Raw genomic sequence first — 15,709 nt, forward strand, 5'->3', positions numbered from 1 at the left:
CCAGGGGAGCGGGGTGCGGTGCGTACGCGGACGCGTGCCGTCCGCCGCCGGCTCCGGCCGGGTGGTCCCGGTGGCGGATCCGGCGGCGCGCATCGCGAACACCCCGCCCCTGACCGCAGGTTCACGGGCGCCTCCGGAGCGGAGTCTGCTCCCGGGCGCCCGCTTCCCGGCGCCTACTTCGCGGAGATGCCGTCGAAGACGCCCTTGGCCTCCTTGCCGAGACGCGGCCCGGCGAGCCAACCGCCCTCCACGGGCCCGACCGACGTGACGGAGAGCAGCTGCCTGCCACTCGGGCTGAGCCAGCCGCCGCCGGAGGAACCGCCCGTCATGGTGCAGCCGACGCGGTACATGGTGGGCTGGTGCGGGTCGAGCGTCAGCCGCCCGGGCTTGCCGTTGCAGGTGAGCATCTTCGTACCGTCGAACGGCGGCGACGCCGGGTATCCGTGCGGCGTGAGACCCGGGATCGCCTTCACCCGGGGCGTGTTGAAGTTGATCTTGGCCGCCTTGCCGACGGTCTCCTCCAGCGACGGACCGGACTTCCTGTCCTCCGGCCGCACCTTCAGCATGGCGAAGTCCTGCGGCGCGCCCTTGCCGCCCGTCTTGGAGCCCTTCGCGATCCAGTGGTCCGTGGTGCGTGCGTACCGCGCCCACCAGACGCCGTCGGGGGCGACGTCCTTCCTTGCCGCCTTGGCCAGTTGGGCCTCCGAGAGGCCCTTGGGGTTGTAGCGGGGCACGAAGACGACGTTGCGGAACCAGCCGCCGCTCCGGCCCGCGTGCACACAGTGCCCGGCCGTCGCCACCAGGTTCGACTTGCCGGGGTTGGCCGGGTCCTCGACGACGGTGCCGGAGCAGACCATCGAACCCTGCGGGGTGTCCATGAACACCTTGCCGACCGGCGGACTCGACTTGGTGTAGGGCAGCTTGACCTGCTTCGCCGGCACGCGTGCCGGAGTGGGATCGGTGACGCCCTCGTCCTCGCCGGTGCCGCCGTCGCCGCCGCTCCCGCCGTCGTCGATCTCGCTGTCGTCGACCTTGCGGTCGTTCCCGTCGGCGTCCTTCATCCGGTCCGGGTCCCACAGGTCATCGATGATCGGGTTGATGAACTCCTTGGCGCGCCGGAGCCATTCGTCCCGGTCCCAGTTCTTCCATTCGCCGTTGCGCCACTTGTCGAGGTCCTCGAGCGAACTGGGCAGGTCCTTGGGCAGATCCTCCGGAAGGCCGAGGTCCCGCTTCTTGTCCTGCTCGGCCGCCGATTCGGAAGCAGCCGGCTCGCTCCCCGCGCCGTTGTCCTCCGGGCCGCAGGCGGTGGCCGTGACGGCCAGTGCTGCGACGACCGCAGCGACGGCCGACGCGGTACGTCGCCGCCGCGCGGGCCTGATGGTGGCTGACATGAATGAACTCCCCCTGAATGTCCTCGTGCTTGTTGAATTGTCATGACCGCCCTGCAGAAGGCGGGACGAGCCTCCCGGCGGAAACCGAGGTGGGACCTCACCGGCGAAGCCAGGGGAAACTATGCCCCGTGCGGTGGGGGACGGGCCCGGCGGGGTCCACGGTTCCGACCGGTTCACGTCACAGATCTTCACTTCGCCCGTGATCGGGGCGCTCCGGATTCGTTGGTACGGACGGGGGATGCGGCCCGCACTTCTGCGCGCCGAGTCGAGACCGGAGGAGACCTCTGTGAACGCGCGTACCGGAGCGGCCCATTCAGTCCCGCGGGACCTCGTCGTCAGCGACGAGTCCGGCACTCCCGTACCGCACGCCCCGCCGGTCTCCGGTGCCTCTCTGACGCCGTCGGCGCCGCCGGTGACTTCGGCGCCGTCCCTGCGGCCTGTGTCCGTATCCGCGTCCCCGGGACTCCTGCCCGGACAGGCGCAGCGCCCGGCGCCGGGTCCCCGCACGGAAGTTCCCGTGGCCGCCGGCGTCGACGATCCGGCACGTACGGCCGATGCCGCCGCCGTCGCCAACCTGCTGTGCTGCTGGGTACGGGAGAGAGACCTGCCGGAACCCGCGGACGGCAAGGCCCTCCTGCTCCCCATGGACGCCACCGGGGTCACGGTGCGCGTCCCCGTGCGCTACTGGTCGCCCACCGGACGGCATGCCTTCGGGCCGCCGCTCCTGGACGACGCCGCCGACGGCGCCCCACCGCTCGACGCCGTCGCCCTCGCCGCACTCATCGCGCGCGAGGCCGCCCACCGCAGCCGCGGCGGCGGCCCCGGTGAAGCGAAGACGGACCGCGGTCCGGACGTTCACTCCGCGGATGCGCAGGGTGCCCGGAGCACCGCGGGTCCCGTCCCCACCGACGCCGCAGACCTCGTGGCGCGGGTCGCGGACTCCGTGCGTCGCGCCACGGAGTTCCTCGCCGAGCGCACTGCCGAGCCCGGACTCCCGCCCGGTAACAGCCCGTTCCTCGACGCCGAGCAGTCGCTCGTCCTCGGCCACCCGCTGCATCCCGCCCCCAAGAGCCGCCAGGGCCTCTCGGACGACGAGTGCCGTGCGTACTCCCCCGAAATGCGGGCGGCCTTCCCGCTGCACTGGATCGCCGTGGACGAGTCCGTCCTCGCATGCGACTCCGCCTGGACGGAGCGCGGACGCACCGTCGGCGCCGAGCAGCTCGCCGTCCGGCTCGCGGGCGAGGCGCTCACCTCCCGGCTGCCCGCCGGCACCGTGCCCCTGCCGCTGCACCCGTGGCAGGCGCGCCGGCTCTCGCACCGTCCCGCCGCCGCCCGGCTTCTCTCCGAGGGGCTGCTGACCGACCTGGGCGAGGCGCCGGGCGTCTGGCACCCGACCTCGTCGGTCCGTACGGTGATGCGGCCCGGCGGACCGGCGATGCTCAAGCTCTCCCTCGGCCTGCCCATCACCAACTCCCGCCGGGAGAACCTGCGCAAGGAACTCCTGCGCGGACTCGAGGTGCACCGGCTGCTGCGCTCCGGCCTCGGCGCACAGTGGCGTGCGGTGCATCCCGGCTTCGACATCGTCCGCGACCCGGCGTGGCTCGGAGTCGACGGACCCGACGGACAGCCGCTTCAGGGCCTGGACACCGTGATCAGGCACAATCCCTTCGGGCCGGAGGAGGACGCCGTCTGCGTGGCCGGGCTGACGGCCGAACACCCCTGGCCGGGCGCCCCGCGCGGGATGCTGCGCTCACGACTGGCGGACATCGTCGAGGGACTCGCCGCACGCACGGACCGGTCGGTGACGACGGTGACCACAGAGTGGTTCCTGCGCTACCTCGACGCGGTCGTGGCGCCGGTGCTCTGGCTGGACGCACACGCCGGCATCGCTCTGGAAGCCCACCAGCAGAACACGCTCGTGCTGCTGGACCGCGCCGGATGGCCGTCCGGCGGCCGCTACCGCGACAACCAGGGCTACTACTTCCGCGAGTCCCGCCGCGAGGCCCTCGGACAGCGGCTTCCGGGCGCCGGCCCCGGCGTCGGGAGCGACTCCTTCGTCGACGACTCCGTGGCCGACGAGCGCTTCGCGTACTACCTCGGCATCAACAACGTGCTCGGTCTTGTCGGCGCCATGGGCGTCCAGGGCCTCGCCGACGAACGGGTGCTGCTCGCCGCCGCGCGCCGGTTCCTGCGGACGCGGGCCGAAGGCACTCGCGACGGCGGTCCCGTCTCGGCGCTGCCCGCCCTGCTGCTGCACTCGCCGACGCTGCGCTGCAAGGCCAACCTGCTCACCCGGCTCCACGGCATGGACGAACTCGTGGGCCCCGTCGACACGCAGTCCGTCTACGTCACCGTCACCAACCCCCTGTGCCGGTGAGCGGCCGCGCCGCACCCCGGGAGGGAGGAGGCCCCAGATGAACCTTCCGGACCCGGGTGCGTCAGGCAGACCTGACACATCCACTCCGTCCGCCGCCGGACCGGCCCGGGAGCCGGCCGGTGACGACACCATCGATCTGCGGCTCACCGGCGAACTCGCCGATCTGCTCGCCGAACACGAGCAGTTCGGACGGGACGGACGGGACGCCTCCGACGGCCGCGTAGGGCACACGCGTGCGGCTGCCGACCTGCCGGGGGAGCGGCCCGGGGACGGGCACGGGCCGCCGCCCCCGGCGCCGGAAGGCGACCTGCTCGACTCCGTCGGCGACTGGCCGGCTTCCGCCACACCCGTGGGCACACTGCGGCTCGTCCCCGTCCGCATGGACCGCGACCTGCGGCTGATCGCCGCCTGGATGAACGATCCCGCGGTGGCCGCATTCTGGGAGCTGGCGGGCCCGCGGGAGGTGACGGCGGCACACCTGCGCGCCCAACTGGAGGGCGACGGGCGCAGCGTGCCCTGCCTGGGGGTACTCGACGGAGTCCCGATGAGCTACTGGGAGATCTACCGCGCCGATCTCGACCCGATCGCCCGCCACTGCCGTGCCCGTCCCCATGACACGGGTCTCCACGTCCTGATCGGCGGTGTGCCGGACCGGGGGCGCGGCATCGGCACAGCGCTGCTGCGTGCCGTCGCGGATCTCGTACTCGACCAACGGCCGCGCTGCGGGCGGGTGCTGGCCGAGCCGGCCGTACGGAACGTCGCCTCCGTCGCCGCCTTCCTGAGCGCCGGCTTCCGGCTGTCGGCCGAGGTCGATCTGCCCGGCAAGCGTGCCGCGCTGATGGTCCGCGACCGGGCCCTGCGCGACGTGCTCTGAGGGCCGCCCAGTCCCAGCACTCCGGCCGGTGCTCCCACGGCCCCGGCCACTCCTGTCCTGTCCCCGAACAAGGAGAACCACTGTGCACCTGCCGGACCCCGAAGACCGTCACGACGACTCCCGCACCTCCGCCGCCGCACCGGCACTGCCGCCCGGCATGGACCACGACAGCTGGCGCCGGGCAGGCAGGCGTCTGCTGGTGAAGATGATCAGTGAGTTCGCGTACGAGGAGATCATCCGGCCGGTGCCCGACACCCAGCACGACGCACGTCCCGGCACGGCGCCGGGGGAGCAGCCGGAGCGACCGGCGGTCGCCGGGGCGGCGGAGGTCTCCGGCGCCCCGGAGCCCGCCGAACCGTCCGAGGCGTACGAACAGACCCCCGGCGCATCTCTTCCGTACCGTCTCCGCGTCAGCGACGACCTCACCCTCCGCTTCCGGGCCCGCCGCGGCGCCTACGGGCACTGGAACATCGACACCGCCTCGCTCACCCCGGCCGACGCCGACCCCTTCGGTTTCGTGCTGCGCGCGCACGACACGCTCCTCGGACTCACCGGCGACACCACGGGCCACCTCATCCGCGAACTGTCCGCCACTCTCCTCGCCGACGTACGGCTCAGCGAGCGCCAACTGCCCGCCGCCCGTCTCGCCGACCTCGGATACGCGGAGCTCGAAGGCCACCAGAAGGGCCACCCCTGGCTCGTCGCCAACAAGGGCCGGCTCGGCTTCTCCGCCTCCGACGCCGCCCGCTGGGCGCCCGAGGCACGCCGGGAGCAGTGCCTTCCCTGGATCGCCGTACGGACCGGCCTCGCCGCCTACCGCGGCGTGCCCACCCTCGCGGAGCCGCACCGTCTCTACGAGCGCGAACTCAGCCCCGAGACCCTCCGGGACTTCCGCCACACGCTGCGCTCCCGCGGACTGCCCTCCGAGGACTATCTCTTCCTGCCCGTGCATCCCTGGCAGTGGGACGAGACCATCGCGCCGCTCTTCGCCGACTCGCTCGCCAAGGGCGACATCGTCCCCCTCCGCTCGGACGGCGACATGCGGCTGCCGCAGCAGTCCGTGCGTACCTTCCTCAACACGAGCCGGCCCGAGCGGCACACGGTGAAGCTGCCGCTCTCGGTGCTCAACACCCTTGTCTGGCGCGGCCTTCCGACGGAACGGACCCTCGCGGCGCCGGCCGTCACGCAGTGGATCCACGCGCTGCGCGACGGCGACGCGTTCCTGCGCGACGAGTGCCGGGTGATCCTGCTCGGCGAGGTCGCCTCCGTCACCGTCGGACACCCCCTCTACGACCGGCTGCCGCAGGTGCCGTACCAGTACCGCGAACTGCTGGGCTGCATCTGGCGCGAACCGCTCGTCGGGCAGCTCGAATCGGGGGAGCGGGCGCGCACCCTCGCCTCCCTCATCCACACCGACGCCCGCGCGAGGTCGCTCACCGCGGAACTCGTGGCGCGGTCCGGTCTATCGCCGCGCGTGTGGCTGCGCCGGCTCTTCGCAGCGCTCCTGCCCCCGCTTCTGCACTTCCTCTACCGCTACGGGACGGTCTTCTCGCCGCACGGTGAGAACGCGATCGTCGTCTTCGACGAGGACGACGTCCCCGTGCGGCTGGCCGTCAAGGACTTCGTCGACGACGTCAACGTCAGCGCCGAGCCGGTGCCCGAACTGGACGCCATGCCCGCTCAGGTGCGCGAGGTGCTGCTGACCGAACCGCCGCACTTCCTCACCCAGTTCATCCACTCGGGTCTCTTCGTCGGCGTCTGCCGCTACCTGGCACCGCTGTACGAGGAGCAACTGAACGTCCCGGAGGCTGAGTTCTGGTCCCTGCTGCGCTCGGAGACCGACCGCTACCACGCGCGCTTCCCCGAACTGAAGGAACGCTTCGCGGTGTTCGACCTGCTCACACCGCGTATCGAGCGTCTCTGCCTGAACCGCAACCGGCTGCACATGGACGGCTACCGCGACAGCTCCGAGCGCCCGCACGCCGCCGTGCACGGCACCGTCGCCAACCCCCTGCACCCGGCGTGAGCGCACCGGTGGCGGACGCGGTGTCAGAGGTGCCCCGTAGGGTGTCGGATCTATGAGCAAGCCCGCCCTCACCGATCTCCTGCACGCCGCCGTCACCGCCGTCGGCGGTACGGAACGGCCCGGTCAGGTCGCCATGGCCGAAGCCGTCGAGGAGGCCGTCGGCAGCGGCACCCATCTGCTGATCCAGGCGGGCACCGGCACCGGCAAGTCCCTCGGGTATCTCGTGCCCGCGCTGGCGCACGGCGAGCCCGTCGTCATCGCCACGGCCACGCTCGCCCTGCAGCGGCAGCTGGTGGAGCGCGATCTGCCCCGTACGGTCGAAGCGCTGCATCCGCTTCTGCGGCGCCGGGCTGCCTTCGCCATGCTCAAGGGCCGCTCCAACTACCTCTGCCTGCACCGCCTCCACGAGGGCGTGCCGCAGGAAGAGGAGGACGGCCTCTTCGATCCTTTCGAGGCAGCGGCCCCCACCTCCAGGCTGGGCAAGGACCTGCTGCGCCTGCGGGACTGGTCCGGAGAGACGGACACGGGGGACAGGGACGATCTGCGTCCGGGAGTCTCCGACCGTGCCTGGTCCCAGGTATCGGTCTCCTCACGCGAGTGCCTGGGCGCCTCGAAGTGCGCGTACGGGGCGGAGTGCTTCGCGGAGGCGGCCCGCGAGCGGGCCAAGCTCGCCGAGGTGATCGTCACGAACCACGCCCTGCTCGCCATCGACGCCATCGAGGACGCTCCGGTGCTGCCGCCCCACGAGGTTCTGATCGTCGACGAGGGGCACGAACTGGTCTCGCGGGTGACGGGCGTGGCCACGGGCGAACTGACCCCGGCCGGCGTCAACCGTGCCGTCCGGCGGGCGGCGAAGCTCATCGACGAGAAGACGGCCGACCGGCTCCAGACCGCCGCCGAGAGCTTCGAGCGGCTGATGGAGCTGGCGCTGCCCGGCAGGCTGGAGGTGGTCCCGGACGATCTCGGGCACGCGCTCATGGCCCTCAGGGACGCCACCCGCGCATCGGTCACGGCCCTCGGCAACACCCGCGACAAATCGGTGCAGGACGAGGACGCGGTGCGCAAACAGGCCCTGGCCTCGATGGAGAATGTCCACGACGTCGCCGAACGGGTCGCCGAAGCCTCCGAGTTCGACGTGATCTGGTACGAGCGGCACGACCGCTACGGCGCCTCGCTGCGCGTCGCCCCGCTGTCCGTGTCGGGGCTGCTGCGGGAGAGGCTCTTCGCCGACCGCTCGGTCGTCCTCACCTCGGCCACGCTCAAGCTCGGCGGCGACTTCAACGGTGTCGGGGCCTCGCTCGGGCTGGCCCCCGAGCGCGTGCTGAGCGACGACTCGCCCGGCGGCGAGGGTGAGCCGCAGCGGCAGGAGACTCCCCGGTGGCGCGGCCTCGACGCGGGCTCTCCGTTCGACTACCGCAAGCAGGGCATTCTCTACGTCGCCGGCCATCTGGCGCCGCCCGGGCGCGAGCCGTCCCGGCGCGACATGCTCGACGAGCTCGCCGATCTGGTGGGCGCGGCCGGCGGCCGTACGCTCGGGCTGTTCTCGTCGATGCGGGCCGCCCAGACCGCGGCGGAGGACCTGCGCGGCAGGCTGGACGTGCCCGTACTGCTGCAGGGCGAGGAGACGCTCGGTGAGCTGATCCGCCGCTTCGCCGAGGACGCCGAGACGTGCCTGTTCGGCACGCTCTCGCTCTGGCAGGGCGTCGATGTGCCGGGCGCGAACTGCCAGTTGGTGGTGATGGACCGCATTCCCTTCCCCCGGCCCGACGACCCGCTGATGAGCGCCAGGCAGAAGGCCGTCGAGGAGCACGGCGGCAACGGCTTCATGGCTGTCGCGGCCACGCACGCGGCGCTGCTGATGGCGCAGGGCTCGGGGCGGCTCGTGAGGGACTCCGCGGACCGCGGCGTGGTCGCGGTGCTCGATCCGAGGCTGGAGCGGGCGCGTTACGGCGGCTTTCTGCGGGCTTCGATGCCGGACTTCTGGTACACGACGGACGGCGCCCAGGTGCGCCGTTCACTGGCCGCGATCGACGCGACGGCGAAGGCGGAAGCGAAAGCCGTGGCGGACGTGCCGGCCGAGGCGTGACGGCCGAGGCGGACGCGAAGGGCCGGTGAGCGGGAAGGCACGGGGCGGCCTGGAAGGCTCCACAGACGACTCCGGGAAGAACCCCGAACCGGAGGGACCCGGGCAGAGCAGGGGCGGGCGCGGCGGGCGGCATCGGCGTGCGGATGCGGACACGGCGGAGCCGCCGGTTCCGGCGCAGTGGAACCGGCGGCTCGTGACTCGCGAGGGGCCCGGGCCACGGGCCGCTGCGCGGGGCTTCAGACCCGGCGCAGCACCGCGACGACCTTGCCGAGGATCGTCGCGTCGTCACCAGGGATGGGCTGATACGCGGAGTTGTGCGGCAGCAGCCACACGTGACCGTCCTCGCGCTTGAAGCGCTTCACGGTGGCCTCGCCGTCGAGCATCGCCGCGACGATGTCCCCGTTCTCGGCGACGGGCTGCCGCCGTACGGTGACCCAGTCGCCGTCGCAGATCGCCGCCTCGACCATCGAGTCGCCGACGACCTTGAGCACGAACAGCTCGCCGTCACCGACGAGTTGGCGCGGCAGCGGGAAGACGTCCTCGACGGACTCCTCCGCGAGGATCGGGCCACCTGCGGCGATCCGGCCGACGAGCGGCACGTAGGACGCCGACGGCTTGCCTGTGGTGTCGGTGGTGACCTGGGTGGCCGGGGTGTCCGAACCGCGCACCTCGTAGGCGCGGGGACGGTGCGGGTCGCGACGGAGGAAGCCCTTGCGTTCCAGGGCCATCAGCTGGTGCGCGACGGACGAGGTGCTGGAGAGACCGACGGCCTGGCCGATCTCCCGCATGGACGGCGGGTAGCCGCGGCGCTGCACCGAGTCACGGATCACTTCGATCACGCGGCGCTGGCGGTCCGTGAGCCCCGAGCTGTCGGCACGGATTCCCGGAGGTCGCCCCGGCAGCGAGCGCTTTGCCTGTTGAATGTCCTGTGCCTCGGCGTCCAGGGCGCCGTCCGCCTCTTCCACCGGGGTCACCGGCGGGATGTGGTCGAGCGACTGCGCGGAACGGTTCTGGGACGTGATGGTGGCACTGTCTGCTGTGGTGGTCACGGCGGCCCCTCTCGAGCGTTTCTCCCTAGTGGGACAACGGTAGTTGGTTTCGAAAGGTTGCGCCAAACACACGTTCGAGTGAAAAATTGCTGGTTCTTCTGACGGGACCGGCGGGCGCGGTGTAGTTGCCTGCTGCTGCCGAGTGTCCGTACTTCCTCACGGAGTGTGGCAGGAGTGCCCCGTCCGCAGGGGGCGCACCTGCACTCGCGTACCCTCGTCCACTGCCGCCAACCTGCGACACGCTTCCCTCCAACTCGCGTGCCGACACCAGATCTAGTGGTTAGATTGGCGCACGCCACCCACAAGTTGTGGTCCCGCTGCTCCCAGTTGGGAGATTGTGGACTATGCTGGTGGCAACTTCGCGGACTCCTGCCGGGTCCGTGCGAGGGCGTAACAGTCATGCACGAAGCGGGCTTTCGCAGGCTCAAGGAGGGTGGGGGAAATGCACTGTCCCTTCTGCCGGCACCCCGACAGCCGTGTCGTCGACAGCCGGACGACGGACGACGGCACCGCGATCAGGCGGCGCCGCCAGTGCCCCGACTGCTCCCGTCGCTTCACCACCGTGGAGAGCGCGTCCTTGATGGTGATCAAGCGCAGCGGTGTCACCGAGCCCTTCAGCCGGGACAAGGTGATCGCGGGCGTGCGCAAGGCATGCCAGGGGCGCCCGGTCACGGAGGACGCCCTCGCTCAGCTCGGCCAGCGGGTCGAGGAGACGGCAAGGGCCACGGGCAGTGCCGAGCTGTCCACGCACGACGTGGGCCTCGCGATACTCGGCCCCCTTCAGGACCTCGATCTTGTGGCGTATCTGCGGTTCGCCTCCGTCTACCGAGCCTTCGATTCCCTCGAGGACTTCGAGGACGCGGTGACGGAGCTCCGGGAGGCCCGCGAGAGCGACCCGGCCGCCGGTGACGGTGCAGGTGGCGAGGGCGAGGGGGGCGCGGACGCGGCACCCCGGGGGAGCCAGGGGGACCAGGCAGGCCAGGGCATCCGCGACCGCGAGGCCCGTGGGACCCGCGAGTCCCGGGAGTCCCGCGCCGGTGGCGCTGAGAGCAGTGCGGACGTTGCGGGCGCGATCCCGGAGGCGCCGCTTCCGGCGCGCTCCGGCGACTGACCGGCGGAGCGTCGAAGAAGACCTTCGGTTCCGGCGGGGATGCGCACTGTCGCGCAGGCCGCCGAGAGCCATGAACAAGCAAGGTGTCCCGGGAAGATCCGGGGCGCATCGGGGCGTTATGCCCGTTAAGGGAGGCGGAATGACAGAGACGACGAGCGGCCCGGCACGCGGCTCCCGGGCCAAGGGCGGCAAGACGGCGAAGGGGCTGCGGATGGAGCGGATCCACACCACCCCCGGCGTCCACCCCTACGACGAAGTGCAGTGGGAGCGCCGTGACGTCGTCATGACCAACTGGCGTGACGGTTCGGTCAACTTCGAACAGCGCGGCGTCGAATTCCCCGCCTTCTGGTCGGTGAACGCCACCAACATCGTGACCAGCAAGTACTTCCGCGGCGCGGTGGGCACACCGCAGCGGGAGAACAGCCTGAAGCAGCTGATCGACCGTGTCGTGAAGACGTACCGTGCCGCGGGCGAGACGCACGGTTACTTCGCGTCACCCGCGGACGCCGAGACCTTCGAGCACGAACTCGCCTACGCGGTGCTGCACCAGGTCTTCAGCTTCAACTCGCCCGTGTGGTTCAACGTGGGCACGGCGCAGCCGCAGCAGGTCTCGGCCTGCTTCATCCTCTCCGTGGACGACTCCATGGAGTCGATCCTCGACTGGTACAAGGAAGAGGGGATGATCTTCAAGGGCGGTTCCGGCGCCGGCCTGAACCTCTCGCGCATCCGCTCCTCCAAGGAGCTGCTCTCCTCCGGCGGCAACGCCTCCGGGCCCGTCTCCTTCATGCGCGGTGCCGACGCTTCCGCGGGCACGATCAAGTCCGGCGGAGCCACGCGCCGCGCGGCCAAGATGGTCGTGCTCGACGTCGACCACCCGGACGTCGAGGCCTTCATCGAGACCAAGGTGAAGGAGGAGGAGAAGATCCGCGCGCTGCGTGACGCGGGCTTCGACATGGACCTGGGCGGCGACGACATCACCTCCGTCCAGTACCAGAACGCCAACAACTCGGTGCGTGTGACCGACGACTTCATGAAGGCGGTCGAGTCCGGTTCGAAGTTCGGGCTCCGCGGCCGCATGACCGGTGAGATCGTCGACGAGGTCGACGCCAAGGAACTCTTCCGCAAGATGGCCGAGGCGGCGCACGTCTGCGCGGACCCGGGCATCCAGTACGACGACACGATCAACCACTGGCACACGTCGCCGGAGTCGGGCCGTATCACCGCCTCCAACCCGTGCAGCGAGTACATGCACCTGGACAACTCCTCGTGCAATCTCGCCTCTCTGAACCTGATGAAGTTCCTGCGCGACGACGACGAGGGCCACCAGTCCTTCGACGCCGGGCGCTTCGCGAAGGTCGTCGAGCTCGTCATCACGGCGATGGACATCTCCATCTCCTTTGCCGACTTCCCGACCGAGAAGATCGGTGAGACGACGCGGGCCTTCCGTCAGCTGGGCATCGGCTACGCCAACCTGGGCGCCCTGCTGATGGCCACGGGCCACGCGTACGACTCGGACGGCGGCCGTGCGCTCGCCGGAAGCATCACGTCGCTCATGACGGGCACCTCCTACCGGCGCTCGGCCGAACTGGCCGCCGCCGTCGGCCCGTACGAGGGCTACGCGCGCAACTCCGACGCCCACAACCGCGTCATGCGGCAGCACTCCGACGCCAACGACTCGGCCCGGCGCGCCGACGACCTGGACACCCCGGTGTGGGCCGCCGCCACGGAGGCGTGGCAGGACGTGCTGCGGCTCGGCGAGAAGCACGGCTTCCGCAACGCTCAGGCCTCCGTGCTGGCACCGACGGGCACCATCGGCCTGATGATGGACTGCGACACCACAGGCGTCGAACCGGACCTGGCCCTGGTGAAGTTCAAGAAGCTGGTCGGCGGCGGCTCGATGCAGATCGTGAACAACACCGTGCCCAAGGCGCTGAAGCGTCTGGGCTACCAGGCGGAGCAGATCGAGGCGATCGTCGAGCACATCGCCGAGCACGGCAACATCTCCGACGCCCCTGGCCTGCGCCTGGAGCACTACGACGTCTTCGACTGCGCCATGGGCGAGCGCTCCATCTCCCCGATGGGGCACGTACGGATGATGGCTGCCGCGCAGCCGTTCCTCTCGGGCGCCATCTCCAAGACGGTGAACATGCCCGCCTCCTCCACCGTCGAGGACGTCGAGGAGATCTACCTGCAGGGCTGGAAGCTCGGCACGAAGGCGCTCGCCGTCTACGTCGAGAACTCCAAGGTCGGCCAGCCGCTTTCGGCCAAGCGCAAGGAGGAGAAGGCCGAGCCCGAGCCGGAGAAGGTCGTCGAGTACCGGCCGGTGCGGCAGCGCCTGCCCAAGGGCCGGCCCGGCATCACCACGTCGTTCACGGTGGGCGGCGCCGAGGGCTACATGACGGCGAACTCCTACCCCGACGACGGCCTGGGCGAGGTCTTCCTGAAGATGTCCAAGCAGGGTTCGACCCTCGCGGGCATGATGGACGCCTTCTCCATCGCGGTCTCGGTCGGCCTGCAGTACGGGGTGCCGCTGGAGACGTACGTCTCGAAGTTCACGAACATGCGCTTCGAGCCGGCGGGCATGACGGACGACCCGGACGTGCGGATGGCGCAGTCGATCGTCGACTACATCTTCCGGCGCCTCGCCCTGGACTTCCTGCCGTTCGAGACGCGGTCCGCGCTGGGCATCCACTCGGCGGGCGAGCGTCAGCGTCACCTGGAGACCGGTTCGTACGAACCGTCCGAGGACGAACTGGACGTGGAGGGCCTCGCCCAGTCCGCTCCCAAGGCCGAGACCGTCAAGGAGGCCAAGGAGAAGGCGAAGGAAGAGGCCAAGGCTGAGGGAGTCAGCGAAGCCCAGGCGCCGGCTCCGGCGCCGGGTGGCGCGCACAACTCCACGGAGCTGATGGAGATGCAGCTCGGGCTGAACGCCGATGCGCCGCTGTGCTTCTCCTGCGGGACGAAGATGCGCCGCGCGGGAAGCTGCTACCTCTGCGAGGGCTGCGGTTCGACCAGCGGGTGCAGCTGAGGCGGCTGACCGCTGAGGTGTGACGCCTGACGAGGGCGACGCCACTGCGACGAGGCGGGGGCCGGCGGATGCGCCGGTCCCCGCCTCCGCTGTTGCCGGGGGGCGGGCGTTCGGGCGGCCGGGGTTTGGCGGTGGCTGCGCATGCGGAGTATGGACTGGTGGAGGAAGGACCGCATGAGCACAGGAGAGTCCGGCCCGGCGGGCCCGGTACTGGTCACCGGAGGCACGGGCACCCTCGGCCGCCAGGTCGTACGGAAGCTGCTGGCGCGCGGGCGGGCGGTCAGGGTGCTCAGCCGCCGTACGCACCCGGAAAGCGGGGCTCCGGCTCGGGCCGGTGGGAGTGCGGGCACGGGCGAGGGTCTCTCCGGGCCCGAACGGGCGATAGGGGATCTCACCTCGGGCGCCGGGCTCGACGCCGCGGTGACGGGAGTCGCGAGCGTCGTCCACTGTGCGACCACCGGGACCCGCAAGGACGTCGTGGGGACGCAAAGGCTGACCGAGGCGCTGAGCCGGTCGGGCGGCAGCCCGCACCTGGTCTACATCTCCATCGTGGGAGTCGACCTCGTTCCGTTCTTCTACTACCGGGCGAAGCTGGAGGCGGAGCGTGTAGTCCAGGGCAGCGGACTGCCGTGGACGGTGCTGCGCGCCACCCAGTTCCACGATCTGATCGCGCGTCTCACCGCGGCGCAGCGGTGGTTGCCCGTCACGCTCTTCCCCGCCGGTCTGTCCTTCCAGCCGGTCGAGGTGGAGGAAGTCGCGGAACGCCTGGTGGAGCTGGCACTCGGGCCGCCCCAGGGACGGGTCCCGGACATGGGCGGACCCGAGGTGCGCACCTCCCGTGAGCTCGCACGGCTGACTCTGCGCGCGTACGGGCGTCGCCGTCCGTTGCTGCCCGTCCCGCTCGCGGGGAAGGCCGCGCGGGGCTACAGGGCCGGCCACCACATGACGCCGCCGCACGACATGACGGAAGCCGCACACGCTGCAGGACACACCACCTACGCCGAGTATCTGGCTGCCACGGCCAGGCCGGTGCGGGACCGCCGCGGGCGGTGACCGGCGGCGCCGGGGCGCGATCCCCGGCGCGAGGGCACGCGGGACCGTGTGCGTACGGATTGTCACCCGGTTGGCCGTACGATGGCGCGGTGCTGGTCAAGTGGATGCGCTGCACCGTCGTGGACCGTCGGGGGTTCGAGCGGGGGCAGCGGAAGTGGGCTGGGCTGCTCGGTGAGCCGGGTTTCCGGGGTCAGGGCGGCGGATGGAGCCGTGCCAGGGAGGGTGTGGCACACCTCTTCGGCTTCTGGGAGAGCCGTGCCTTCTACGACTCGTTCATGGCGCGATCTCATGACCGGCTGCATGCGGCCCAGGTCGGCACGTACAGAGACATGCGGGTGCGTCTCTTCGAATACCGCTTCGACGTGAAGACCGGCTTCCGGCCCGTCTTCGCGGACGCCGATCTGCTGCGGGTCGCCCACTGCAGGGTGCGCGGCGACCGGATCGAGCACTACACGCTGATGCAGGAGAAGGTCTGGAACCCGGCGATGGCAGGGTCGCCCGGCATGCTGCGCGGCGTGTTCACACAAGCGCAGACCGAAGACGAGTTCATGGTGCTGTCCATGTGGGACTCGACGGCGGAGCACGGCAAGTACCGCACCGAGCGGGTGGAGCGCCTTGCGCTCCGTGCCCAGCTGGGAGCCGACGTGACCGGAATCGCCGGGGACGTGATCGATCTCGAACCCTCCTGGACCGTCTGAATTCGCCGAGGGCCAT

At 71.0% G+C, this 15,709-nt stretch carries 10 protein-coding genes; 8 read left to right on the forward strand and 2 right to left on the reverse strand.

Annotation, left to right across the window (positions count from 1 at the left end):
- Positions 1 to 173 precede the first annotated feature (173 nt).
- Entirely contained in the window at positions 174 to 1,391 is a 1,218-nt protein-coding gene (locus AN215_RS26965; RefSeq protein ID WP_070010594.1) for a trypsin-like serine peptidase, read from the reverse strand.
- A 430-nt stretch (positions 1,392 to 1,821) separates the two neighbouring features.
- On the opposite strand from AN215_RS26965, the gene AN215_RS26970 reads away from it, so the two are divergent.
- From AN215_RS26970 to AN215_RS26985, 4 genes are all read left to right on the forward strand, one after another.
- Positions 1,822 to 3,768 (forward strand): IucA/IucC family protein, encoded by a 1,947-nt coding sequence (locus tag AN215_RS26970; RefSeq protein WP_420856169.1) that lies wholly within the window; start codon positions 1,822 to 1,824, stop codon positions 3,766 to 3,768.
- Positions 3,769 to 3,805: 37 nt separating this feature from the next.
- Positions 3,806 to 4,642, forward strand: a complete 837-nt coding sequence (locus AN215_RS26975) for a GNAT family N-acetyltransferase (RefSeq protein WP_070010592.1) — start codon at positions 3,806 to 3,808, stop codon at positions 4,640 to 4,642.
- Between the two features lie 157 nt (positions 4,643 to 4,799).
- Positions 4,800 to 6,668 carry an IucA/IucC family protein gene (locus tag AN215_RS26980; protein ID WP_070011297.1) on the forward strand — a complete coding sequence of 623 codons (1,869 nt, stop codon included), beginning with the start codon at positions 4,800 to 4,802 and terminating at the stop codon, positions 6,666 to 6,668.
- A 52-nt stretch (positions 6,669 to 6,720) separates the two neighbouring features.
- Positions 6,721 to 8,754 carry an ATP-dependent DNA helicase gene (locus AN215_RS26985; protein ID WP_070010591.1) on the forward strand — a complete coding sequence of 678 codons (2,034 nt, stop codon included), beginning with the start codon at positions 6,721 to 6,723 and terminating at the stop codon, positions 8,752 to 8,754.
- Positions 8,755 to 8,990: 236 nt separating this feature from the next.
- Here the strand turns inward: AN215_RS26985 and lexA are convergent, their stop codons facing one another.
- On the reverse strand, positions 8,991 to 9,803 hold the full coding sequence (gene lexA, locus AN215_RS26990) for a transcriptional repressor LexA (RefSeq protein ID WP_070010590.1): 813 nt from the start codon (positions 9,801 to 9,803) through the stop codon (positions 8,991 to 8,993).
- Between the two features lie 442 nt (positions 9,804 to 10,245).
- Here lexA and nrdR point away from each other — a divergent pair, with 442 nt between their 5' ends.
- The 4 genes from nrdR to AN215_RS27010 all read left to right on the forward strand — a co-directional run bounded on the left by nrdR (position 10,246) and on the right by AN215_RS27010 (position 15,693).
- Positions 10,246 to 10,914, forward strand: a complete 669-nt coding sequence (gene nrdR / locus AN215_RS26995) for a transcriptional regulator NrdR (protein WP_079123439.1) — start codon at positions 10,246 to 10,248, stop codon at positions 10,912 to 10,914.
- A 139-nt stretch (positions 10,915 to 11,053) separates the two neighbouring features.
- Positions 11,054 to 13,942, forward strand: a complete 2,889-nt coding sequence (locus AN215_RS27000) for a vitamin B12-dependent ribonucleotide reductase (protein ID WP_070010589.1) — start codon at positions 11,054 to 11,056, stop codon at positions 13,940 to 13,942.
- Positions 13,943 to 14,116: 174 nt separating this feature from the next.
- Entirely contained in the window at positions 14,117 to 14,995 is an 879-nt protein-coding gene (locus AN215_RS27005) for an SDR family oxidoreductase (RefSeq protein ID WP_070010588.1), read from the forward strand.
- 89 nt (positions 14,996 to 15,084) lie between these two features.
- On the forward strand, positions 15,085 to 15,693 hold the full coding sequence (locus AN215_RS27010; protein ID WP_070010587.1) for a YdbC family protein: 609 nt from the start codon (positions 15,085 to 15,087) through the stop codon (positions 15,691 to 15,693).
- Positions 15,694 to 15,709: the final 16 nt, after the last annotated feature.

Source organism: Streptomyces abyssalis, from assembly GCF_001751365.1.
Classification (GTDB): Bacteria; Actinomycetota; Actinomycetes; order Streptomycetales; family Streptomycetaceae; genus Streptomyces; species Streptomyces abyssalis.